This window comes from Dyella sp. Tek66A03 (assembly GCF_052567735.1).
Map to the genome: position 1 here is coordinate 4,372,104 of NZ_CP199584.1, position 22,952 is coordinate 4,395,055.

Below are 22,952 nucleotides of genomic sequence, written 5' to 3' on the forward strand. Positions count from 1 at the left end.
GACTTCAGTCGCGACAAACACTTGCCTCGATGTGGGAGCGACTTTAGTCGCGACTAGTACTTGCCTCGAAGTCCGATGTCGCGACTAAAGTCGCTCCCACAAAAACAGAGCAGGTATTTCGGGGCTCGCTGACGGGCCATGAAGGTCATGGCCCAGCCGAGCGTTGGGAGCGGCCCAACGTGAGACCGATCAGCGTCGGCATCACCAGCAGCACCAGTGGGTACTGCAGGGTCAGACCCGCGATGATGGCGATCGCCAGCGGTTGCTGGATGCCCGCACCCTGCCCCAGGGCGAGCGCCAGCGGGAACAAGGTCAGGATCGCCGCCAGCGTCGTCATGGTGATCGGCCGCAGACGGTCCCGGCTGGCGAGGCGCAGCGCCTCAAAGGGCGACATCTCGCGTGCCAGGGCGACGTATTCGGACACGTAGAAGATCGCCATTTCGGTGCCCATGCCGATGATCATGGTCATGCCCATCATGGCCGTGATGTTCAGGTCCACCCCACACAGCCATAGTGCAATGAATACCGCGGTGGCCGAGAACAGCGAGCAGCCCATCACGATGATGGCCAGTCCCGGGCGCCCGTACAGGAACAGCAGCAGCACGAACTCGGCCACCAGCGCCATCAGGAACACTTTGCTCAAGCCGACAAAGGCAATCTGTTGCTGCTGGTACAGGCCACCGAGTTCATAGCGCACATCGGCGTCGAGCATGCCCGGCTGAGCCAGCAGCTTCTTCACGTCGGCGACGCTCGCGCCAATGCCACGCCCTTCGATGCGCGCGGTGACGGCGACCATCTGCTGCAGATTTTCGCGGGATATTTGCGGCTGGCCGGTGACGGCCGTGACCGCGGCGACGCGACCCAGCGGAAACACGTGGCCATCCGGCGCCTTGATCGGCAGCGCAAGAAGCTGCGGGATGCGCCACTGCGTCGCGTTGGGCATGCGCACGCGCACGCCGACACTCTTGATCGCCGAAGGCAACTGCGTCGCCACAACACCGGTGAGCGCATTGTTCACTACCTGGGTGACCGCTTGCACGGTCATACCTTCCTGGGTCGCCTTGTCCGCATCGACATCCACGTTCAGCGCATCGCCGGCCAGCTGCACGCCGTCCTTGATGTCGACCACGCCCGGAATATCGGCAATCGCCTTGGCGATTTTTTTGGCCTGCGGCACCAGTTGCTCAGGATTGGCCGCGTACAGCTTGATCTCGATCGGCTGCGGCACCGCGGTGAGGTCGCCGATCAGATCCTCCATCAGCTGCGCCAGCTCGACTTTAACGCCGGGGACTTCCTGCTCGATGTGCCCACGCACATCGCTCATCACGTCCTCGGTGGCCCGCGCATGCCCGGGCTTGAGCCGAACAAAGAAATCGCCGTGATAGGACTGCCCAAGATCACCGCCCAGCCCCGTGCCGAGCCGACGCGAGAAGGTCTCGACTTCGGGCATGCTGTGGAGGATGGCCTCTACCTGGGCGATCTGGCGATCCGTTTCGGGCAGCGACGTACCGGGTGTCGTGTAGTAATCCATCACGAAGCCACTTTCATCGACGGCCGGCATGAAACCCGTCGATACACGGGTAAAGGCGATGCCACCCACGATCAGCAACGGAACGACGACGGCAAGCAGCCACCAGGGCCGCCTGGCAAGGCCGTCATAGAGATGGACGTGAACGCGTGCCAGCCTGCTTTCGTGATGAAGACCGGGGTCGCGCCAACGCGTGAAGTCGACCAGCCGACGCAATAGTGGCGGCACCACCCAGGCGGCCACCAGCCACGACACGGTGAGCGCGCTCGCCATGGTGACCGACAAGGCCTTGGAAAATGCGCCAGTGACGCCGCTGAGCAGACCCAGCGGAATGAACACGATCAGCGTGGCAAGACTGGAACCCGTGAGTGGCGCCAGGAATTCGCGCGCCGCCGGCAACACCGCATCCGGACCACCGCCCTCATCGGCACCGGCACGACGCGCGACGTGTTCCACCATCACGATGACGTCGTCGATCACCAACCCCACGGCCGCGGCAATGCCGCCAAGCGTCATGATGTTGAAGCTCAAGCCCATGACTTGCAGCAGCAAGACCGTGACCGCGAGCGTCACCGGCACTACCAGCATGGCGATCAGGGTCACGCGCAGGTTGCGCAGGAACAACAGCAATACGGCGGCGGCGAGCAGCAGGCCGATCAGCACGGCGTCGCGCACACTGTTGGCCGATTCCACCACCAGCTCGCTCTGGTCGTACCAGGGTCGCAGCTTGACGCCGGCAGGCAGGCGGAAGGTCGCCAGCCTGTCGCGCACCTGCTTGGCGATCTGCACGGCATTGCCGTCCGGCTGCTCGAACACGTTGAACAGCACGGCGGGACGACCGTCCTCGCTCACCTTGATCCACTGGGGCACGAAGCCATCGCGCACGGTCGCGACGTCGCCAAGGCGCACCCACCCATGCGGATCGTTCTTCAGCATGATCTGGCGGATCGCCTCGATCCGCTTCAGCGAGTGATCGGCCACGACCAGATAGAGCTTGTTGTGGTCCTGTAGGCGTCCGACCGCCTGCAGCTGGTTGGCGCCGGCCAGGGCATTGGACAAATCATCGATGCTTAGGCCGTACTGCGCGAGCTTGCGCGGGTCGGCCTCGACCTGCAGCTCGGCCGTTTGGCCACCTTGCACGTCGACGCGGGCCAAGCCCTCTACCGAGGCGAGCAACGGCACGATCTGGTACTGGGCCAGATCACGCAGTGCGACCGGTGACATGGTGTCCGATTGCAGCGCGTAGGAAATGATCGGGAAGACCGTGGGGTCCATGCGACGCACGTTAAACGCCGTCCCCGGCGGCAGGCTGGGCAGCACACGCGCAATCGCCGAATCGACCAGCAGGGTCGACGCCACCATGTCGCGGCCCCAGCCAAAGTCGATGGAGATCTGCGCCGAACCTCGGGTGGTTTCCGAACGCAAGCCGGCTACGCCGGGCACCGTGCGAATCGCCTCCTCGACGGGTCGCGTTAGCAGCAGCGAGGTCTGGTCAGCGGGACGATCGCCGGCATCAAGATCCACGACTACGCGCGGAAACGAGACTTGCGGAAACAACCCGACCGGCAGGGTGAAGGCGCTAGCGAGTCCGGCGAGCGCCAGCGCAAAAGCCACGATGACGATGGCCCGGGCATGCCGGGCGAGAAACGTGACGCTGGTCATGGATGAGAGTCCGGCGCCGCGACGCGAACCGCCATGCCGTCATCGAGCTGTGTGGCGCCAACGGTCACCAGCGGGCGATGCGCGTCGAGTTTGCCGGTGGCCACGCTGGTGCCGTCCGATTCGCCGATCACCTGCACCGGCACGCGCACGGCTTTGCCATCAGCCACCTGGAACACGTAGCGCTCCGCTTCGTCACCGAGCACGGCGTCGCGCGGCAGCATCCAGCCCTGCGCCTGGCCGACGACGATGTCCGCACGGAATCCCTCGCCCGCGACAGGCGTGCCGTCCGGCACCACTTCCACATCGAGCTGATGCGTATGCGGATTCAAGGCACGGGCAACTCGGCGCACCGTGCCGTGCATCGGCGCAGCGGCATCCAGCGGCGTCAGCTCAACCTTGGCCCCCGCGTGTACGCGCTCCATGGCCTGACGCTCGATGCCCACGGTAATCACCAACCCATCGCCCCGCTGCACGGATAGCAAGGCTGCTCCGGGTTGCAGCACATCGCCTTGCGCGGCATCGACCGTCACCACGGTACCGTCAAACGGCGCCGTGAGTTCGACCTTCGGCGCACTGCCCTGCTGCTGGACCAAGGCATCGAGGTTGGCCTGCGCATCCTTCAGCGCCTTGTCGGCCTGTTCGAGCTGATCGCGCGTGGCCAGCTGCTGCGCCAGCAATTCGGCCGTATGCGCACGCTGTGTTTCGGCCAGCTTGCGCGCGCTCAGCGCCTGCTGATAAGCCGCCACCGCCGAGGGCGCCAGCTCAAACGAAAGCAGTCGCTGTCCGCGCTTCACCGGCGTGCCTGGGATCACGGCCCACTGCGTGACGCGACCTGCGGCCTGCACATTCATGACCAGCGCCGCGTCAGCGGCGGGACCGGCCGTGCCATAGGCCACAACCAGCTCGGGCAGGCTGCCCTGGCGGACCGGGATGGTGGAAACGGCCGCACTCACGGCCGATGCTTCGGGTGTCTCGCCGCCGGAACAGGCGGTGAGCGCCAAGGCGGCGATGGCCGGAACAAACCATGGCAGTCGGGAAATCATGGGGCGATCACATCCTGGTCAAGTGAACTCGGCATGCCACGTCCCACCAGCAGCTCCAGCGCCGCCTGCTGCTCCAGCATGGCCTGCTCCAGCGCGATCATCGAGATCTGGCGGTTGATGGCAGCCACGTCGAGGTCGACGTAGCTACGAAGGTCGAGCAGTCCCGCCTGCCAGGCTGTTCTGGCCCGGGTCGCGGCGTTGACGGCATCAGCGGTGACCGGGGCAAGGGCGAGCCATTGCGCATGCAGCTGCCCGTATTGAGCGAGCAAGGCATCCACGTCATCGCGTGACGTCGCCAGTCGGGTGACGTACTCCTGATGCAGTTGCTCGCGGGTGGCGCGGGCCACGCCGATATTGCCCTGGTTGCGGTCGAAAATTGGCAACGCGAACGACACGGCCGGGCCGCCGTTGCGCACACGGCTATTGTCCTGCGATGCGTCGTAGCCGATGGACAGTGGCGGAAACTGCGCCAGCACGGCAGCGCGCAGCGTGGCGTCCTGCGCCTGGTAGCCGAGCTGCAAGGCCACCATGTCCGGTCGGCGGCGGCTGATGGTGGCCGCTTCATCCTGGATCGATGCCGCGTCCAGGTCCGCACGTGCCAATGGTGCTAGCGGCACCACCACGTCGGGCTTGAGCCCCAGCAGGGCCGTCAATTGCTGCCGCTGGTCGAGGCGACGGCGCTGCAGGTCATTCATCGCGGCGCGCGCATCGGCGGCGGCGGCGAGATCGGGTTCGACGGTCAGGCGCTCGAGATTGCCCTTGCCGACCTGCTGGGTAATCCGCGCTTCGCGTTGCTTCAGCGCATCCAGGGCCTGCTGTTGCAACTGGATCTGGCGATCGCCCTCGACCAGGCCGATCACCAGCAGGCGCGCCTTGCCGAGCGTCTGCCATTGTTCCCACAGCAGTCCGGCATCGACTTCGTCGGCCGCGGCCTTGGCCGCTTCACGGCGTGGCTTGAGCGTGATCAGCGAGGCAATGTCCTGGCTGATCGAAGCCGTCCATGCGGTGGCATCACCGGCCCCGGACAGCAGATAACCGAGGCTGCCGCCGACGACGGGATTGGGCAGCACCGTGTTCTGCCGGCGCTGCGCCTGGGCGGCCTGATGGCGCGCATGCGCAGTAAGCAGGTCGGGGTTGTTCAGCAGGACAAGGCGCTCCACGGCCGCCGAATCCAGCGGCAGCGTCGTGCCGTCGTAACCACGCAGTTGGGACAGCGAGGTGGCGGACTCCGCCTGCGTGGGCAGCGGCAACGGCTTGTAGGTGGCGCAGCCAGCAAGTCCGGCACCGATCAGGGCGGCCAGGAGCATGCCCGCCGACAGGCGATGCGCAGTGACGCGTCGATAGCGAAGATGACTGGGAAACAGCACCGATAGACCCGGAATACGGTGGGGGAGCGCACACCCTAGCGGATTTGCCTTAGCGTTAACTTTTGCCGGGCTGTCCGGACCAGCCCCGCCCTTCCTGCGCCACGCGCTGAAGGTGGGAGCGACTTTAGTCGCGACAGCGGCTATCGAGGCAAGGGTTTGTCGCGACTGAAGTCGCTCCCACCGCGCCATCACAGCAACCTGGTGCAGAGGTTTTTTGAGGTGCTCTATACGGCGGGCGACGGCGCGGCCGACATGTCTTGTATCAACGGAATGCAGACGCGCACCCGCAAGCCCCGGCCCAGCGGCGAATCGAGCAGTTCGATGGGGGCATCGTGCAGCTGGGCGGCGCGCTGCACGATGGACAGGCCCAGCCCATAGCCCTCGCCGCGACTGCTGGCTTCGCGATGGAAGCGTGCGAATACCGCATCCCTGCGCTCAGGCGGAATGCCTTCGCCATTATCGATGACTTCGATCACCGCTTGATCCCCTTCGCGAGCCACCGATAGCTGGACGCGGCCCCCGGCGGGAACGTGGCGTAGCGCGTTCTCCAGCAGGTTGCGCAGCAAGGCAGCCAACGCTACCTCATAGCCCGACACAGGCAGGCGCTCGGAAGACAGCGCAACGTCCAGCTCGACATCCGTGTCGCCGATCACCGTCGAAAGTTCTTCGATGACCATGGTGGCGACGTCCACCAGGTCGACCTCGGCGCGGTGCCCCGCGCGCGAACTGGTCTCCAGCCGCGCCAGCGACAGCAGCTGCTCCACCCGCCGGGCCAGCGCGGCCAGGCTTTGCCGGGCGCCTGCCAGGGCGACGTCCGCCTCCTGCGTAGAGCGGCTCGCTTCGGCGTTCTCGAGATTGATCATGGTCGACGCCAACGGCGTGCGCAGCTCATGCGCCACATCCGCGCTGAACCGGCGTTCGCGCTCCAGCGCGTCCTCGAGGCGTGCGAACTGTTCGTTGAGTGCCGTCAGCACCGGCTCCAGCTCCCGCGGTGCCTGTGCGATTTCCAGCGTGTCGTGGCTGCCCGGTTGTCGCTCGGACAGCCGCTCAGCCAACACATCCAGCGGTCTCAGTCCCCGTCGCACCGCCCAGCCGATCAGCAAGGCGAGTACCGGCAGCGCAACCAGGGGCGGCAAGCCATGTTCAAGCCACAAGGCATTCGTGATGTCGCTGCGGCTGTCGTAACGCTCGGCCGAGCGGATGACGATGCCATTGGCGTCCGGCGGCAGGGTGAACATGCGCCAGCGATAACGCCCGATCTGCAGGTCGCTGAAACCCCCGCTGTCGGCCGCCGGCGGGGGCAAGGCGCTCAAGTTGGCCGTGACCAGCAGCGGATGCGCGTCACGATCGAACACCTGAAAGCCGACTTCCGATTCGTTGGTTTGATCATGCAACACGTGCTCTTGCAGGGACCTGGTGGCGATCGGCACCACCACGGCGCGCCCCGTTTCGCGACCTTGCAGCGCCGAAAGCCCGCCGTTTTCAATCAACACCTGCAAGGTGCGCGCCGATTGCGCGAGGCGCCCGTCGGAGAGTTCACCGACCTCGTGCACCGTGCGCCGGAAACTGTAGACACCCAGCGGCAGCAGAACCACGGCGATCACGCCAAGGATCAACCAGCGCAACCGCTCACGCAGGCTTGTCGCCCTCACTTCGGGTCCCGCGGAATCATGTAACCAAAGCCACGCACGTTGCGAATCGTCTCGAAGCTCAACTTGCGCCGCAACGAATGCACCAGCACTTCCAGGGCGTTGTTGCCGACTACATGATCCAAGCCGTACAACGAATTCTCCAGGCTCTCGCGCCGAACGAGTTTCCCTGCGTTCTCCATCAGCGCCTGCAGCAAGGAAAACTCGCGCCGCGTCAGCTCCACCGTTTCACCGCGAAAGCTTACTTCGGACGTGCCAAGGTCCAGGCTCAGGACGCCCACGTCGATGCGATTGACGGCAAGCCCACGCATGCGTCGACTCAACGAGCGTATGCGCGCCGCCAACTCTTCCACATGGAAGGGCTTGATCATGTAATCGTCGGCACCCGCATCGAGACCGTCGACGCGGGCGGACAGACCGTCACGCGCGGTCATCACCAGCACCGGCGTCTCAATGCGTGCACGACGCGCCTCGGTCAGCACCTCAATGCCGTCCCGGCCCGGCAGGCCAAGGTCGAGCAGGATCAGATCCGCTGTCCGGTCGCGTATCGCGCTGGACGCCGAGCGGCCATCGCGCAGCCAGGACACCGTATAGCCCAGGCGCTCAAGCGCGCGCTGGATGGCATCGCCCAGATGCGCGTCGTCTTCGACAAGAAGGATGTGCACGAACCGATAACTCCCGTCACCTGGCCGGATGGGCAACCGCCCGCGGCGGCGGTCCGATTATCCGTCAGTCGCCTTATGAAAGACTTAACCGGCAAGGCTAGCCGCAGAAAGGGCCACAGGGCGCGGCTACGCGTCACTTGCTCGCCGAGCAACCTGCCACTACAGGCGCTGCATTCTCGCCCTGCATGGCGTCATAGAGATCGCCGCGATTACCCTTGCTCCACCATATATACCGTCCCGCCTGGTAGCGGACACCCGACGCGGCCATGCTGTCGACAAAGAGCAGCGGTTTGCCATCGACGGGAAGCAAGGCAAAGCTCTGGCCGTTCGCTGCGTTCAAGTACATCACCTGCAACGACTTGCCGCCGGCGCACTGATACGTTTGCGTGATGGTTTTCGCCAGTTGAATCTGGGGCACTTTGAGAGTGTCAGCGGAGGCAGTCGATGTGGCCAGCAAGGTTACGACGACACATAGCGACTTGATGAGCTTCGACATCACCTTTCACCTCGACCAAGCTAGAAGATCGTCAGGGCAACACTTACACCCGACCGTCATCCCAGCGAAAGCTGGGATCCAGTGACTCGGCTCGGACCTCAAGGCACTGGATTCCAGCCTTCGCCGGAATGACGAATAGGGAGGCGCGCACCTACTTCACCGCATCATAAACATACTCATGCTGCCCATCGCGCAACACCAGCGTGCGACTATCGGGCTTGCCGGCGACGACAAACTCGAATCCGTCCGCGCCCGGCGAGATGGTCACGAACGAGATGGAACCATCGTCGTTCTTGCGCGAGGCAACATCGCTATGCCAGACGCCGAAGTCGAACACGGCATTTTTGCTATCGCGTTGAACCTGGATGCTTCCCAGCGCGGCGTTCCTGTAGCTGCCCGCCAGTTTGGCCACTTCGGCAGGATCGGCCGGCACCGTCAGGCGCTTACGCTCGGCCGCGATCTGCGCCTTGAGCCGCTTCACCCCGGCATCGATATCGCCCTGTGCCAGCGGCTTGCCATCGAATAACACCTCCAGCAAACGGCGTTGGAACGGGCCGCGAATAAACACGCCGGCATCGGCATTGGTGAGTATCACCGCGCCCACGCCCTGCTCGGGCAACCACATCATGTCGGAATGGAATCCGGTGACGTCACCACCGTGATGGACCACCGGCACACCCCAGGTGTGATCGACCATCAGGCCCATGCCATAGCTGGCGGTCGTACCCATCGCGACATTGGCCTTGCGCCGCTCCAGCAACGCCGCTTGTGACACGTAGCGCTGCCCATCCGGCAGCAGGCCGTTATCCAACTCCATCTGGACATAGCGCAGCATGTCGCTTACGGCGCTCCAGGCGGCACCCGCCGGTCGCGCCGCGCGAATCGAATTGTTGATGCCCATATTGGCCACGGCCGTACGGCCGTCGACATCCAGACCATGCGGCGTCGCGTGATCGGCAAGCAGCGCGCGATCGTAATCGAACGTGGTCAGGTGCATACCAAGCGGATCGAAAACCTGCTTCTGCATGGCCAAATCGTAGGCAGCGCCGAGTTCCATCTGCGGGTAGAGCACGTGCGCACCGATATAGCCGGCGGCAGCCGCCATCAGGTTGGAATACTGGAACAACTCGCCGAACTTGCTGGTCGGCTGCATGCCCGCCAGCGCCTTCAGCACCGTGTCCGGCGTGGCATCGCGGCTGTTGAGCAACCATTCCATGTCCTGCCGCGGCATGCCCGTGCACGCGCAGATCAGGTGCCGCATCAGCACCTGGCGCGTGGTTTCGGCGTCCCCAAGCTTGAACGATGGCATCACCTGGGTCACCGGCGTATCCCAGTCGAAGCGATGCTGGTCGACCTCGCGTGCGAGCATCAGCGTGGTGAGCGCCTTGGTGTTCGAGGCAATCATGAACAGCGTATCGGCATCGACCCGTTCGGGCTTGCCGAGTTCGCGCACGCCAAGGCCACCCGCGAAGACGACCTTGCCGTGATCGATCAGGCCAATGGCCACACCCGGCACGTCGTAGGCCTTGCGCGCCTCTTCCACGAACGCCTTGAGCGCTTCCACGCGCTCGACATCCAGAGCGTGCGCCTTCTTGTGCGCGAACGTCTCGCGCTTGTAGCCCTTCGGCAGCAAGCGATCCGAAATGGCACGCAGCTGCGAAGCGCGCTTCTCGCCAACCGCATTGGCGACGTCATAGATGAGCACGGTGTAGCGACCATCGTGCCGGTAGGCGATCGCGGTCACGCCGCGCTTGTCGTTGGCCGAGGTCTCGTAGCTATAGACCTTGATCTGGTCCCAGTTGTCGCGCGGCGAACTGTCGGTGGCGACTTGCAGCGGCCAGGTCTTGGCCGGGCCATAGACCTTCCACGCCGCGGCAACCGCCGCATCCACATCCGCCGCCTGTACATCCACCAGCACGACTTGCGAGCCGGGCTCCGGCGGATTCAGCGTGACCTTGTTGCCCCGGGTGTGGATCGTCCACTCCGCTGGCACGACAAACTGCGTCCCCGCCGACGTGATGCGCTGGGCATCGGCCTTCACCGTGATGTTTGGCGCGGGCGTCGGTGAATCGTTCGCCGATACAGGCGCCAGCCACAGCAGGAAGAGCACGAAGACAACGCATCGCATCAACATGGAGGTACCTCGTGGGTGGAGGAAACGCTCTGCTGTCAGTCATACGCCCGGCCAACAATCCATGCCCGGCGTGGCTGAATACACCGGTGACTCCGCCGAAGTCTACACGCGTGGGTTGGGGTTGCCAGTGCAAGCCGCTTGGCCCGCATGTAGCCGAGCCGCGGCATGCTGGAAGCCATACGGCACTGAGGCAAACTGACCTCCAGGAAGTCCTCTCAAGACCAGGGAACTCCCACCGCGCGATGGGCGGCCTGGCGGGTACCGGTCAGCAGGCCCAGCACAGTCCGAAGTCCAAGGACCACAACATCCATGTCACGGGAACGGAGGCGCCGCAACGGCAAACCCTGACAGGCAACAATCTTTTCGTTTGCTACTTTCGGCCCGTCACTCGCGGCGTTCTTTTCGATTGGGCAACGCGCGTGACCATGGCAGCAATGTCATGAGGCGCGGGCCGTAGGTGCAGCAACACCGACGACCCGCTAACCATCACCAACTTCGAAGGAGTTGATAGTGGCTGTCCACGATCATACGGCACCCGCACGCCTGTCGTTTCCTACCTTGGGTGACCCGTTCACCGCCTCGTTCGCCGCCGGTCTACCGGCTCATCGTCCACAGGCATCCTCGCCACGCGGCACGACCTTCGACGACGTTGCGCTAGCGCATTACGCGCTGGCGCAATTGTGGTTTGAAGACGAGCGGTATCGCGCGGCAAAGGCAAGACAAATCTCCGCCGAGCCCATGACATGGCCGCTTCCACCGCTTTTCAAGGAGGGAGTGACCGTGGCGATCCAGTGCCTGGAGCAGTACCCCAAGCAGCTTAGTGACGAGCGAGCGATGAACGGGTAAGCGCGTCCTTATGATCGTCCCCGCGGTGCACCGGCCGATTGGGCGGTGCACCGCACCTTGGTGACGACTTACGCCGCTACAGGGCTTTGCCTTACACGGATCGCGGACAGCGCTTATCCGTCGATCCGCTGTGCCCTACGCAGCGGTTCCTGCCTGGCAACGCCTAAGTGATGATGAGCTACAACGTGTGCGCGCACATCTTCGCCAAGTGCGGGGGCTCGGAAGTCAACGATTCCAGGCCATGGTGGAAAAGGCGCTGGGGCGTCTCGTTGCAGTACGCCCTCCAGGCCGACTACGGCAAGAGGATCCTTCCAACAACTGACCGCTTAACTACCTCTGAGCTGGCCATCGAGACGGACGCCTGCTTCCCTGCCCCCGGCCTCATTCCAATTCAAGCGGCTTGAACGAGTAGTTGTGCTTCGTCCACCAGGATGCGATGCCGATGTCGAAACCGTAGGACAACCCCACCGTCACCACGTCCTCATCAGCCAGATGTGGATCACCCTTGGCCATCACCTGGGCGATGCGGCGGGCGTAGTCGGCGTCCTCGGTCATCGGCGCGTCGAGCCGCAGCTGGGCACTGAGATAGCGCCTGGTCGAATGGCCGTTATTGGCTGACCACAGGGATGACGTCCCACGCATCACCTGGGCATTCATCACATGGGGCTGAGCTTCGAGCGACTGATAGAGGGGCAGGATCCCGGCAAACAGGGGACTTTGCGCAAATTGCTTGGTCATCATGGGCGCGCCGAGGCAAAGCAGCGCAACCACCGCCGTCACCACCAGATGACCGCGCCAGACGGTCCCGAAGCGCGCTTCGCTGGCGTCCGACTGCACGCGCACCACGTAGGAACCGACGACAAGATCATGCAGCGACTGCCGCGTACGGCGGTTGAAGATATACAGGTAAACGATGGCGAAGCCGCCGCCAAATACGACCAGCGCCAGCAACGATCCGACGATGGGCGACATCAACGTCGCCCCTGGCAACGGCAGGCCATTGAAGAAGAGCGGAATGCCAAACACCGCATAGCGCAGCAGCGCACGCGGCAATGACAAAGTCTGACCCTGCGCATTGACCACACGGATGCCGAGCCATCGATTGGCCAGCGTCTGCCCGTTGCCGATACGACTATTTAAAATGCCAAAATAGGCCAGCGAGATAACCAGTCCAACCAGCCGCGCAGGAGCCCCGATGGGTGCGAGCCACTGGTACAGCAGGCCGCCGATCGCCATGCCGACGATGCCGACGATAATGGTGTCGCTGAAAAAGGCGCCAATGCGGCGCCAGAAACCGGCAATGGCAAGCTCCTGCCTGCCTTCCACTACAGACGTGTCCATGGTTCTCTCCCCTGATTTGTCGAGCATCTTGCCGTAAAGATGTGAAGAATGCCGAGCGGTCTGAAGATAAAGCGGCAACAGCCGGCCTTTAGGAACAGTGCACGCAGCCCCCTGATCATCATGGGTTGAATCGATCTTGATGTGCCACGTGGCGGCCCCTCAAGTGCCGCGCGGTTTGGCTCGATGCGTCGGCGCTGCGGTCCACGGATCGTCCGGCCAGGGGTGGCGGGGGTAGCGGCCCTTCAGTTCTTTCTTCACTTCGGGATACGTGCGTTCCCAGAACCCCTTCAGGTCCTGCGTCACCTGGATCGGTCGCCCAGCTGGTGACAGCAGATGCAGGGTGACGGGAATGCGGCCATTGGCAACGCGTGGCGTGTCGGCGAGACCGAACAGTTCCTGCAGTTTCACGGCAAGCACGGGCGGCTCGCCTTCGGCGTACTCGAGGCGGCGACTCATGCCGCTGGGTACGGTGAGGCTTTCGGGTACCTGGGCATCGAGCTGGCGACGCTGTTCGTAGTCGAACAAGGTGCCGAGCGCCTGCGAGAGTTCTTCCGCGCTCAAGGCGTCGAGGCGACGCTTGCCGTTGAGATAGGGCGCCAGCCAGTCGTCCAGCGATTCGAGCAAGGCCGTGTCCGAGATGTCGGGCAGGCCAAGCTCCGGCACCCAAGCGCGCAGTGCCTGCATACGTGCGCGCAGACGGCGTGCATTTTCGCTCCACGGCAAGGCGTCGATGCCCTTGGCACGAACGGCGGCGAGTAGCGCGGGCAAGGCGTCTTCCGGTTTCACCGGTACGCTGCGACGTTCAAGCACGATGGCGGCGTAACGCTGCTCCTCGAACGCTTCGACTGCATTGCGCTCGTCGTTCCAACGCAGGACGCGTTCGCGGCGAAACAGCGCAGGGTAGTCGCGCTCGAGCACGCGTAGATCAATCGGTGCAGCAGCAAGGATCAGGCTATCGCGCGCTTCGAATCGAAGATCGAGCGCCACCAGCCACGGCTCGCCGTGCAGGGCGGTGTTTTCGTGCAGGCGGGCTCCACGGCCATTGGCCAAGGTGTAGCGCAGCGGGTTGTTTTCGTCGCGACGCGCCACCCGATCGGGAAACGCATGCAGCAGCAGATCACCCACGGCATGACTGTCGGGCATGCCGCTAGCGGCCGAGCGCACATCCAGGCGGCGGCGCCAGCCTTTGCTCGCCTGTTCGATGGCCGCCAGCGCACCTGTGTCGGCACCACCACGCGCGCCCGCGGTGCGGCGATCGCGCCATGCGTGCAGCGCGCTGACCCGCGCGCGGAAGTCATCGCTTCGCGCCTGCTCGCCGCGCAGCGGCGAGCGCGCTTCCATCAACGCCAGCAGATCGGCGATCAGCGCACGCAACTCGGGTGCGGCACGCAATGCGGCAGCGCCAAGACGCGGCGCTGCACCCAGTTCCAGCATCTCGCGACCCAACGCGGTGATACGCCCATCGGGGGCCAGCGCGGCGAGTTGCACCAGCAACTCTCGCGCCTGGGCGAGTGCGCCAACGGGCGGCGCATCCAGCCATGGCAAATCGCTGCCGCTGTTTGACGTGATACCCCATGCCGCCAGTTCGAGCGCCAGCCCGGACAACTCGGCTTGCGCAATCTCTGCTGTGCGCGAGGCGTCCAAGCGTTTGCTTTGGGGCCACAGGCGATACGCCGTGCCCTCGGCGACGCGACCGGCGCGACCGGTACGCTGGTCAGCAGATGCCTGCGAGATATTGACCGTTTCCAGCCGTGTGAAGCCGGAGTTGGGGTCGAAGCGCGGTTCGCGCGCGAGACCGCTGTCGACGACCGCACGGATACCCGGCAAGGTTACGCTCGACTCGGCCACGTTGGTAGCCAGCACGATGCGCCGCGTACCGGGCTCGGCCGGATTCAGAGCGGACTGCTGCTCCGCCAGCGAGAGTTCGCCGTGCAGCGCGACGACTTCCACATCGTCGCGCGTGAGCGACTGCTCAAGCACCGCCTGGGTGCGCGCGATTTCGCGACGACCAGGCAGGAAAGTGAGCACATCGCCGTCGCTTTCCTCAAGCGCCTGACGTGCGATGCGTGCGAGGTGATGCTCCATGCTTTCCTGCACGCGCGCCGGGGGATACTCCACGCGCACCGGAAAACTCCGACCGGGACTGCTGACGCGCGGCGCATCCAGCCACTGCGCAATGCGCTCGCCGTCGAGCGTGGCGGACATCACCACGATGCGCAGGTCTGGTCGCAGAGTGCCTTGTACGTCGAGCGCCAAAGCCGCGCCAAGATCGCCGGCGAGATGCCGCTCATGGAATTCGTCGAACAGGATGACGCCGAAGCCGCTGAGCTCGGGATCGTCCTGGATCATCCGTGTGAGGATGCCTTCGGTCACCACTTCGATACGGGTGGCGGCGCTTACCTTCGACTCAAAACGGATGCGGTAGCCAACGGTCTGCCCGACCTCTTCACTCAGCTGTTTGGCCATGAACTGCGCCGCCGCTCGTGCGGCGATACGGCGTGGTTCCAGCATGAGGATCTTGCTGCCGGTCAGCCAGGACTGGTCGAGCAAGGCCAAGGGGACTTGTGTGGTCTTACCGGCGCCCGGCGGCGCTTCCAGCACGAGGCGCGGATGGGCCGCGAGCGAGGCGCTGATCTCGGACAGCAGCGGGGTGATCGGGAAGGACAGCGGCGTACTCATCGCGTAAATGATAGCGGGAGTGGTGCGCCGGCTCGCATGGATCGGTACCGTTCTGCAGCACACGCGATTTCCAACAGGCTTCGACTCTACACTTTCTCGAGCACCCGCCCCTCACCCCAACCCTCTCCCCCTAAGGGGAGAGGGAGTGGCGACTCAGTGTTGAGTCGTCTCGCCTGCCGTGGTCCGCAACGGCGCCAGCGATTCGAACTTGCGCTGGTACTCGTCGGTCACCTGCTTGGCTTCTTCGCTACTGGCGATCACGCGCGGCGTAATCAACACGATCAGTTCGGTGCGGCTGCGGTTGCGGCTGGTGGTGCCGAACAGTCGGCCCAGGAACGGGATTTGATTGAGCCCCGGGATGCCCGTATTGGTGTTGTCTTCGTTTTGCTGGATCAGGCCGCCTAGCAAAACCGTCTGGCCGCTTTGCACGGCAATCTGAGTGCCGACTGCGCGTTGTTGAATGGTGAAATTGCCCTGATCGTTCGCCACACCGATCGTGTTGCTGACCTGCTGCTGGACTGTGAGATAGACCAGGCCGCCCGGATTGACGCGCGGCTGCACATCCAGGATGACACCGGTCGGCAGGTAGGTGACGCTGCTCGCGGTCGAACCGGCGGTGGTCGTGCCCAGGCCAGTGACGATCGATGTCTGGTTGACCGGCACCTGATTGCCGACCTGGATATGCGCGATCTGGTTATTCAGCACCACCATGGACGGCGCCGATAGTGTCTTCGTATTGCCGCTGACTTCCAGCGCGCGCAGCGCCACCTGGAAATTCTTGTTGACGAACGAATAGAACAGCGCATCGCCCGGTGAGGTGCTGGTACCGGGGTTGTACTTATTGCCACCCTGGCCCAGGCCTACCTGCCGCGGGTTGCTGGGAGTGCCCGGCGTAAAAGTGCCGTCGCCGTTGTTGGTGCCGCCGGCCAGGCCTTGCAAATACCACTGCACGCCGAACTGGAACTGGCCGGTGAGATCCACTTCCAGGATGCGCATCTCGATCTGCACCTGCAGCGGCACGTTATCCAGCTTCTTAATAGCCTGCTCGATTTCGCCCCACTGCGAAGGGCGCGCGCGCACCAGCAGCTGGTTGTTGGAATCGACCGAGCTGATGCGGATGCTGCCGTCTTCGGAGCTGTATTGCTGGCCGCCCTGGTTGTTGTTGGGGTTGGTGCTATTGCCAAAGGTCCCGCTATTGCTGCCAAAGGCACTGCCGCCGGTGGTGTTGCCGCCAAGCCCAGTGTTGCCTCCCAGGCCGCCCGTGGTGGTACCCGTCGCGCCCGTGTTACCGAGCCCCCCTGTGGTATTGCCGAATCCGCCTGTGGTGCTGCTGCCGAAGCTGCCGGCGGTGCTGCCCATGCCGCCGGCGTTGCCGTTCGCGTTTTCGGTATTGCCCAAGGTGCCCGAGTTGAGGCCCGGACCGACCTTGCCGCCGTTGTTGGCGTTAGCGCCATTGGTATAGATCTGCGCCAGGTACTGCGCGAGTTCGGATGCCTTGATGTTGCGCACGTCGTAGACGAACAGGTCCGGCTCGTTGCCGCCACCGTGATCGATCTTGGCGACCCAGTCGCCGACTTCCCTTAGATACGTCGGCTGGGTACTAATCACCACCAGTGCGTTGGTGCGCTCGATTGGGATGAAGCGCAGCATGCCGGCCAGCGGCGTATCGCCCTTGGGACCGAACAACTGGTCGAGCTGGGGCATCAGCTCGCTGACATTGGCGTGCTGCAGGCTGAACACGCCGACCGACATGCCGCGCAGCCAGTCCACATCGAAGGTTTGCACGGTGCGCTGATAGTTCTCCAGCTCTTCCGGCGTACCGGACAGCACGATCAGGTTGCGCGACGAATCGACCAGCAGTACCGAGTCGGCGCGCGCGAACGGCTTGATCAGCTTTTGCATCTCGGTGGCCGAGATGTAGCGCAGCGGAAACAGGCGCGCCCGCAGTCCCGCCTGTGGCGCGACGGCACCGAGGCTGGGCACCAGGTTGCCGGCCACCGCGTCCTTCGACGGCATCACGATATAACGACCGTCGCGCTGCACCAGCGAATTGCCCGTCCACGACAGCAGGGTTTCCAGGATCGGCAGCGCCTGGCTGCTGTCCACCGGCTGGGAGGTGGAGAACGAGATGTTGCCTTGCACCCCCGGCACGATGGTGTAGTTCTGCTTGAGCAGGTCGCCAAGAATGGCTTTCACCACCGCCTGCACCGGCTGGTTCTCGAAGTTGAAGGTCACCGCACCCTCGCCGCTGGCCGCCTCGCGGGGCTGCGCCAAACCGACCGCCTGAACGAATTTTCCCGTACCGGTGTGCAGCTGCGGCTGCAAGGCAGCGTTCTGGCCCTGGGGTTGCGCACCGGTATTGAGTGGCCGTTGGGCGGGCACGGGGTTTTCGGTGCCTGCCACGGCCTCGCGCTGCAACGCGCCGTCATCGTGGGGCTGCGGCAAGGTTTGGCAACCGCTGAGCCATATCGCCAAAGTGAGCGTACTGATGCGGCGAATCCGCGACGTGCGCTTGGTGAACATTCAGTGTGCTCCTTCGGGGGGCGCTGCCGACTGTTCGGCGCGACGCTTCTGGATAGCTTCTTTTAGCTGGCGGATGCGGTCCGATTGCGAATCCGCGTTGATCTGCGTCGCGCCTGGCGCATTCGCATTGGGCATCGAGGCGCTGGAGGCCGGCAGCACAGGGCCTGTCACCATGCGCACCGCACCAGGCGGCATCGCCGTCGGCGGCTGCGCGGGCGGAGGTGCCATGCCATTGGCCGTGGCGGCGTTTTTGGGCATGTCGATCGGCGCTCCGGCCGGCAAACCGAGTTCGGTGCGGCCACTGGCTGATTCGAAGATCGCCGCACGCGGCTTGAGTTCGGCCAGGCGCCAGCTGCCATCGGGCAAGCTGTCGCCTTCGCGCACACGCACTTCGTGCTCGCCACTCTTGTCGCGCAGCAAGGCCATGTGCAGCGACGGCGTGAGGATGATGCCGGTCAGCTGCATATCGCCCAGGCTCGCGCTGCCGCTGGCGGCGCGCATGCCAGGCTTGCGATCGGCATTGAACAGCGGCTGCGTCCACACCGCCGCGAACTGATCCAGCGGTACCGGCGTCGGCAAGCCCTTGTCATGCACCTCAGGCAACGACGCCACCGGCCGTGGCGCTTCCCAGTGCACGGCGCGGCCGATGCCGACAAGCAGCAGCAATAACAGCAAGCCGAAGATCGCGGCGAGGCCACCGAGCACGGGGGTCAGGCGGCGCTGCGCTTCGGCGTTCATGGCGCATCTCCCTGAGCATCGCCACCCGCAGTACGCGGCTGGCGCACATAACCGGAGAGGGTGAACTGCACTTCCAACGGTGCACCCACCTGCTGCTGGGCGGCGATGGGATTGCGATAAATGCTCAGGTCGTCCACGAACAGATACGGCGAGCCTTGCTCCAGATCATGCAGCGTTTCAGCCAGCGGCTGCACTTCGCAATGCAGGCTGATGCTCACCGCCACTTTGCGATAAGGCTCATCGGGCGCGGCAGGCGGATTGGGCACCGGCATCTTCTGCGTCACGTCGCAAGCGCCGCTCTGCGGATGCGCGGCGACGGTGTCGACGACGCGTTGCATGAGTCCAGCGGCGGCGGCGTTCGGATCGTCCTCGGGCAGGAAGGCATGGCTCGCCACCTGTCCCGCGCCCATCGCGGCAATGCGCTTCTGCAGCTGCGGCTTCTCCGCAATGGCCGCGGCAAAACGAGCATGCGTATCGCGCAGGTCGTCCATCTCCGCGTGGATGGATTGCAGCGGCGCCACGAACCACCAGTGCAGCAGCACGAAGTAACCGATGACCAGCACCAGCATTAAAAGCAGGATCGCCGCGATGCGGCTCTCGCGCGGCTTCATCGCGTCCAGTTTCATGGGGCGCCTCCCGCTGCAGCAGGCGGCGCCTTGGGTTTCGGCTCGGTGTTCTTGCGCAGTTGCGCGACCATGTAAAAGCGTTCTTTACCCGTCGACGGATCGACCTGGATAGTGCCCTGGAAATTCGCGTCGGTCAGCACCGTCGAGCCCTTCAGTGCATCCACGAGGCGTGCGGCCTGCGGGCTTTGTCCCTGGAAACCGACCTGGCCACTGTTGTCGATGCTCAGGCGCTCCAGCCACGCCGTGGTCGGCAGGCGCTGGCTGATGTCCTGCAGCACGGCCAGCGCGGACACCGTACGCATCTTGCGCTGGGCCAGGAAACCGGCGGCGCCGGCGTTGTCTTGCAGCTGCTGGCGCAATGCGGTCACCTGTTGCGCGTCGGCACGCATGCCTTCCACCTCGGTGCGCATCTGTTGCAAAGCGATCGCGCGGTTGTGCACGAACTGCAACAAGGACAGCACCAGCAACAGAATGGCCGCCGCACCCAGCGCAATGTTCAGTCGCTGGCGCGGATGCCGGCGACGTGGCGCCAGTTCAGCCGGTAACAGGTTGACGCCAAGGCGGCCCTGCTCGACGGCGACATCCACGGCATCGACCTGCAAGCCGGAGCTGGCCAAGCGTGCGAGCAGCGGATCGAGCGTGGCGCGCGGCACGGCCACCAGTTCCGCCGCGAAGCGACCGGCCGGCGCGTGTACGTTCAACTCGCGCACGTCGTAATGCACCTGCTCGGCGCGGAACGGCGTCTGGCGGTCCATCTCGAAGGCGCCGATCTGCCGCAGGTTGTCGCGCGCGGCGAGCGGCAGGGTCAGGCGGGGACGCAATACCTCGGCCGGCGTCAGGCACAAGGCCACGCGCAGGTCTTCGCCATCGACGCCGCGCACGGCATCGGCGAAGGCCACCTTCTGGTCGGCCGCATCGAGCTGGCTGCTCCATTGCACGGGCAGATCGGCTCGACCGGCGCGATGCAGTTGCCAGTCATCGCCGGCCGACTTGAGCAGGAACCAGCTCGGGCCGCTGCCAAACATCACGCGCCACCGATGCGGCAGCAAGGCCATCAGCTCGCCCCCCCACCACGCAAAAAAGCGTGGCAGTGGCGATGCGCGCCACGCGCGACGTGCGCGATCGAGCTGCGATCGCAGCGGCTGCGTTGCCGAACTCATTCCCCGTCACCCTCCTGCCAACGCAGCACGGCATACGGCGTGGTGCCGTTGCGAGCTACCTGCATACGCACCGTGGCGCGAAGGATCGCGCGTGTCCCGTCGGCCAGCGTAGCCTCTGAGCGAATACTATGCGTTACTCCCAGACTGACTACTAGGCCTGGCTGGGCTTGCGTCGCCAGCCTCGCCGCCACCATCGCATCCGCTTGTTGCAGGTTCATGCCGGGAGGCGTCGCCGCCAGCGCCAAGGCCTGGGCCGTCGCGGGATCGGGACTGGGCCGACCTGACCACAGGGTCAGCTGGGGTGCCACCGTACGGTAGACCGCCGGATCCATGCCCAGCACCATTTGCAGCTCCTCGACGCTGGCGAATGGCCCATGCCGCGGGCCGTAGTCACGGCCGGCCATCGTATAAGCCGACGAGTTGAGGCCGGCACCGGCCGGCGTCATGGCGAAGCTACGCCAGTCCACCACGTTTTTCGCAAGATCCAGCGCTTTGGCATCCGGCATGCCGGCCAGGCGGAAGAGATTCTGCAACACATCCGGCGAAGCCGCGTTGAGATCCACCTTGCCGCTTTCGTCGATCACGCTGACGCTGACCTTGGCGCCGTCGAACGCGAACGGATAGGGGCGGCCGTCGGCTATCCAGCGCCGCTGTTGCTGCGGATCCTGCAAGGCGTAGATAGCGCGCATCAGTCCCGCTTCGGCGGCGTAATGCGCCTGGGTTTGCGCAAACATGTAGCGCGCCTGCAATCCTTCGGTGCGCGCGAGCATCGCGTACCCGCCCAGCAGGATCGCCAGCAGCGTGCATGCCCACAGCACGACCAGCAGCGCTACGCCTCGCTGCGTCCGTGGTTTGCCCAGGTTCGCGCGCCTCATTGGGCATTCCGTGGCTGCAGGCCTTGCAGCAGGTTCGCCTGACCTTGCGTGGCCGTGGGATCCACCCGCAATGGCGCTTCCAGCTGCGGCCACGAGGTGGTGCCATCCAGGGTCAGGGCGATGCGCACGATGCGCGGCATCAAGCGGCTGTCGTCCCAATGGTTGCGCCAGTCGCCCTTGGCCTGGGCCGTGTCGGGCGCGCGATAGCTGAAACTGCCGCCGCGGATATCGTCCACCAGCACTTCCGGCTCGCCCAACGGGCGCGGCGCGCTGCCGTCGGGCGGCATCAAGGCAAAGCTGGCCTCCAGGCGCGAACCGCCCTTGCCGTTGGGCACCAGCTTCAGTTGCTGCAACTGCGGCCCCAGCTTGCCGAGATAGCCGGGCAAGGAAGCCACGAAGCGCATCTCGTGCGCATCGCCACTGAAATAAGTCTGGTCGCCATTGCTGGATTTCGCGATCGGCACCGCGCGCGCCTGCGCCAGCTCGCTGCGAAGGAATTGCTGGGCGGAGCGCACTTGGTCCTGGCGGCTGATGGCGGCTTCGCCGGAACGCACCGTCTGCGTCGCCGTCCGCACGCCCGAATACACGCCCAACAACAGCAGCGCCAGCAAGGCCAGCGCGCCTAGCACTTCAAGCAGGGTAAAGCCCCGCGCGCCACGCTGTCGCGTCACCGATAGCCCTGCCAACGATCTCATGGCGTATTCACCGTTGGCGGACTCAATACGCGCAGCGTACTGAAGTGCGCCGAACGCTCCCGCGGCCGACTGCCCCAGAACACATCGAGATCGAGCTTGACCAAGCGCAGCTGCGCGCTGGGGTCGACCTGCCCCGGACTCCATGGCGTCACCACCAGATGCCAGCGATAGCGCTCATCGAAACGGCCGTCGCTGCTGCCAGGCCGCAGGGGCGTGTCGATATCCACCGTGTCGAGCAGGCTGCGTGCCCACAGGGCGGCATCGCTATGATCGGCGGCATTGCGTGTCAGGCTTATCGAAGCGCCCGCTACTTTCATCAGCGCAGTAAACGCGATCGCCAGCAGCAGGATCGCCGCGATCACCTCCAGCAGGCTGAATCCGCGCACCTGCCGTTTCATAGCTTCGCGCTCGTATCGGCTACGCTGACCGCGCCCGTCAACCACGATACGTTCACCTGCCAGCGCCGACGCTCACGCTGCAGCGTGACGTGACCGCCGGTGGAACTGCCATCCGGGAAAAAGCGGATGCGCCCGGTCGTGGCATTGACCTGGTCTTCCTTCGCGCTGGTGATGCCGACACGCATGCCTGACGGCAAACGCACCACCTCGCCACTCGCGGGCCGATAGGTATTGGCGCGCGTATCCACATCGAACGTGCGCTCTTCACCATGCACGATGGCCTGCGCTCGCGTCGCCCGGAGTGCAGCCGCCAGCTCGCCGCTCGCCGCGCTCACGCGCGCGCTCGCCAGGCCTTGCGACACCGATACGGCAACCGCGGCCGCCGCGATACCGATCAGCAGGATCACCGCCAACATTTCCAACAAGGTGAAGCCTGCGGCGCGCGATGCGCGACGCGGGCCACGAGACAGGCGACGACAGGCGGCCGCGCCGCCCGCCTTTCGCTGTCCCATGTCCCCTACAGCCAT

Annotated in this window: 18 protein-coding genes; 1 reads left to right on the plus strand and 17 read right to left on the minus strand. The window is 64.8% G+C overall.

The window, feature by feature from the left end:
- Nucleotides 1-145 precede the first annotated feature (145 nt).
- From ACT01B_RS19510 to ACT01B_RS19540, 7 genes are all read right to left on the minus strand, one after another.
- The gene (locus ACT01B_RS19510; RefSeq protein WP_445144863.1) at nt 146-3,190 is read right to left on the minus strand and encodes an efflux RND transporter permease subunit; all 3,045 of its coding nucleotides are present in this window, start codon (nt 3,188-3,190) and stop codon (nt 146-148) included.
- Nucleotides 3,187-4,233 (minus strand): efflux RND transporter periplasmic adaptor subunit, encoded by a 1,047-nt coding sequence (locus tag ACT01B_RS19515; protein WP_445144864.1) that lies wholly within the window; start codon nt 4,231-4,233, stop codon nt 3,187-3,189. The genes ACT01B_RS19510 and ACT01B_RS19515 overlap by 4 nt, the downstream gene beginning before the upstream one ends.
- The gene (locus ACT01B_RS19520; RefSeq protein ID WP_445144865.1) at nt 4,230-5,600 is read right to left on the minus strand and encodes a TolC family protein; all 1,371 of its coding nucleotides are present in this window, start codon (nt 5,598-5,600) and stop codon (nt 4,230-4,232) included. Before ACT01B_RS19520 ends, ACT01B_RS19515 begins: the two co-directional genes overlap by 4 nt.
- A gap of 224 nt (nt 5,601-5,824) precedes the next feature.
- Entirely contained in the window at nt 5,825-7,252 is a 1,428-nt protein-coding gene (locus ACT01B_RS19525; protein WP_445144866.1) for an ATP-binding protein, read from the minus strand.
- Nucleotides 7,249-7,914, minus strand: a complete 666-nt coding sequence (locus ACT01B_RS19530) for a response regulator (protein ID WP_445144867.1) — start codon at nt 7,912-7,914, stop codon at nt 7,249-7,251. Before ACT01B_RS19530 ends, ACT01B_RS19525 begins: the two co-directional genes overlap by 4 nt.
- Nucleotides 7,915-8,047: 133 nt before the next feature.
- The gene (locus tag ACT01B_RS19535; RefSeq protein ID WP_445144868.1) at nt 8,048-8,410 is read right to left on the minus strand and encodes an MliC family protein; all 363 of its coding nucleotides are present in this window, start codon (nt 8,408-8,410) and stop codon (nt 8,048-8,050) included.
- A gap of 151 nt (nt 8,411-8,561) precedes the next feature.
- Complete coding sequence (locus ACT01B_RS19540; RefSeq protein WP_445144869.1) at nt 8,562-10,544, minus strand: serine hydrolase domain-containing protein; 1,983 nt, start codon at nt 10,542-10,544, stop codon at nt 8,562-8,564.
- A 510-nt stretch (nt 10,545-11,054) separates the two neighbouring features.
- On the opposite strand from ACT01B_RS19540, the gene ACT01B_RS19545 reads away from it, so the two are divergent.
- Nucleotides 11,055-11,390 (plus strand): hypothetical protein, encoded by a 336-nt coding sequence (locus ACT01B_RS19545; protein ID WP_445144870.1) that lies wholly within the window; start codon nt 11,055-11,057, stop codon nt 11,388-11,390.
- Between the two features lie 381 nt (nt 11,391-11,771).
- Here the strand turns inward: ACT01B_RS19545 and ACT01B_RS19550 are convergent, their stop codons facing one another.
- From ACT01B_RS19550 to ACT01B_RS19595, 10 genes are all read right to left on the minus strand, one after another.
- Nucleotides 11,772-12,731, minus strand: a complete 960-nt coding sequence (locus ACT01B_RS19550; protein ID WP_445144871.1) for an RDD family protein — start codon at nt 12,729-12,731, stop codon at nt 11,772-11,774.
- A 159-nt stretch (nt 12,732-12,890) separates the two neighbouring features.
- On the minus strand, nt 12,891-15,410 hold the full coding sequence (gene hrpB, locus ACT01B_RS19555; protein ID WP_445144872.1) for an ATP-dependent helicase HrpB: 2,520 nt from the start codon (nt 15,408-15,410) through the stop codon (nt 12,891-12,893).
- A gap of 153 nt (nt 15,411-15,563) precedes the next feature.
- On the minus strand, nt 15,564-17,933 hold the full coding sequence (gspD, locus tag ACT01B_RS19560; RefSeq protein ID WP_445144873.1) for a type II secretion system secretin GspD: 2,370 nt from the start codon (nt 17,931-17,933) through the stop codon (nt 15,564-15,566).
- Nucleotides 17,934-18,671 carry a hypothetical protein gene (locus ACT01B_RS19565; protein ID WP_445144874.1) on the minus strand — a complete coding sequence of 246 codons (738 nt, stop codon included), beginning with the start codon at nt 18,669-18,671 and terminating at the stop codon, nt 17,934-17,936.
- Entirely contained in the window at nt 18,668-19,297 is a 630-nt protein-coding gene (gene gspM / locus ACT01B_RS19570; RefSeq protein WP_445144875.1) for a type II secretion system protein GspM, read from the minus strand. Before gspM ends, ACT01B_RS19565 begins: the two co-directional genes overlap by 4 nt.
- Nucleotides 19,294-20,457, minus strand: coding sequence for a PilN domain-containing protein (locus ACT01B_RS19575; RefSeq protein ID WP_445144876.1), 1,164 nt, complete (start codon nt 20,455-20,457; stop codon nt 19,294-19,296). Before ACT01B_RS19575 ends, gspM begins: the two co-directional genes overlap by 4 nt.
- The gene (locus ACT01B_RS19580) at nt 20,454-21,332 is read right to left on the minus strand and encodes a general secretion pathway protein GspK (RefSeq protein WP_445144877.1); all 879 of its coding nucleotides are present in this window, start codon (nt 21,330-21,332) and stop codon (nt 20,454-20,456) included. Before ACT01B_RS19580 ends, ACT01B_RS19575 begins: the two co-directional genes overlap by 4 nt.
- Nucleotides 21,329-22,027, minus strand: a complete 699-nt coding sequence (locus ACT01B_RS19585; protein ID WP_445144878.1) for a prepilin-type N-terminal cleavage/methylation domain-containing protein — start codon at nt 22,025-22,027, stop codon at nt 21,329-21,331. The genes ACT01B_RS19580 and ACT01B_RS19585 overlap by 4 nt, the downstream gene beginning before the upstream one ends.
- Nucleotides 22,024-22,425 carry a prepilin-type N-terminal cleavage/methylation domain-containing protein gene (locus ACT01B_RS19590; protein ID WP_445144879.1) on the minus strand — a complete coding sequence of 134 codons (402 nt, stop codon included), beginning with the start codon at nt 22,423-22,425 and terminating at the stop codon, nt 22,024-22,026. Before ACT01B_RS19590 ends, ACT01B_RS19585 begins: the two co-directional genes overlap by 4 nt.
- The gene (locus tag ACT01B_RS19595; protein WP_445147532.1) at nt 22,422-22,841 is read right to left on the minus strand and encodes a GspH/FimT family pseudopilin; all 420 of its coding nucleotides are present in this window, start codon (nt 22,839-22,841) and stop codon (nt 22,422-22,424) included. The genes ACT01B_RS19590 and ACT01B_RS19595 overlap by 4 nt, the downstream gene beginning before the upstream one ends.
- Between the last annotated feature and the right edge of the window lie 111 nt (nt 22,842-22,952).

What these genes read in the sequence shown, in the direction of transcription:
- ACT01B_RS19510 (WP_445144863.1), bottom strand. Translation starts at nt 3,190, where the DNA reads ATGACCAGCGTCACGTTTCTCGCCCGGCATGCCCGGGCCATCGTCATC.
- ACT01B_RS19515 (WP_445144864.1), bottom strand. Translation starts at nt 4,233, where the DNA reads ATGATTTCCCGACTGCCATGGTTTGTTCCGGCCATCGCCGCCTTGGCG.
- ACT01B_RS19535 (WP_445144868.1), bottom strand. Translation starts at nt 8,410, where the DNA reads ATGTCGAAGCTCATCAAGTCGCTATGTGTCGTCGTAACCTTGCTGGCC.
- ACT01B_RS19540 (WP_445144869.1), bottom strand. Translation starts at nt 10,544, where the DNA reads ATGTTGATGCGATGCGTTGTCTTCGTGCTCTTCCTGCTGTGGCTGGCG.
- ACT01B_RS19550 (WP_445144871.1), bottom strand. Translation starts at nt 12,731, where the DNA reads ATGGACACGTCTGTAGTGGAAGGCAGGCAGGAGCTTGCCATTGCCGGT.
- hrpB (WP_445144872.1), bottom strand. Translation starts at nt 15,410, where the DNA reads ATGAGTACGCCGCTGTCCTTCCCGATCACCCCGCTGCTGTCCGAGATC.
- gspD (WP_445144873.1), bottom strand. Translation starts at nt 17,933, where the DNA reads ATGTTCACCAAGCGCACGTCGCGGATTCGCCGCATCAGTACGCTCACT.
- ACT01B_RS19565 (WP_445144874.1), bottom strand. Translation starts at nt 18,671, where the DNA reads ATGAACGCCGAAGCGCAGCGCCGCCTGACCCCCGTGCTCGGTGGCCTC.
- gspM (WP_445144875.1), bottom strand. Translation starts at nt 19,297, where the DNA reads ATGAAACTGGACGCGATGAAGCCGCGCGAGAGCCGCATCGCGGCGATC.
- ACT01B_RS19575 (WP_445144876.1), bottom strand. Translation starts at nt 20,457, where the DNA reads ATGAGTTCGGCAACGCAGCCGCTGCGATCGCAGCTCGATCGCGCACGT.
- ACT01B_RS19580 (WP_445144877.1), bottom strand. Translation starts at nt 21,332, where the DNA reads ATGAGGCGCGCGAACCTGGGCAAACCACGGACGCAGCGAGGCGTAGCG.
- ACT01B_RS19585 (WP_445144878.1), bottom strand. Translation starts at nt 22,027, where the DNA reads ATGAGATCGTTGGCAGGGCTATCGGTGACGCGACAGCGTGGCGCGCGG.
- ACT01B_RS19590 (WP_445144879.1), bottom strand. Translation starts at nt 22,425, where the DNA reads ATGAAACGGCAGGTGCGCGGATTCAGCCTGCTGGAGGTGATCGCGGCG.
- ACT01B_RS19595 (WP_445147532.1), bottom strand. Translation starts at nt 22,841, where the DNA reads ATGTTGGCGGTGATCCTGCTGATCGGTATCGCGGCGGCCGCGGTTGCC.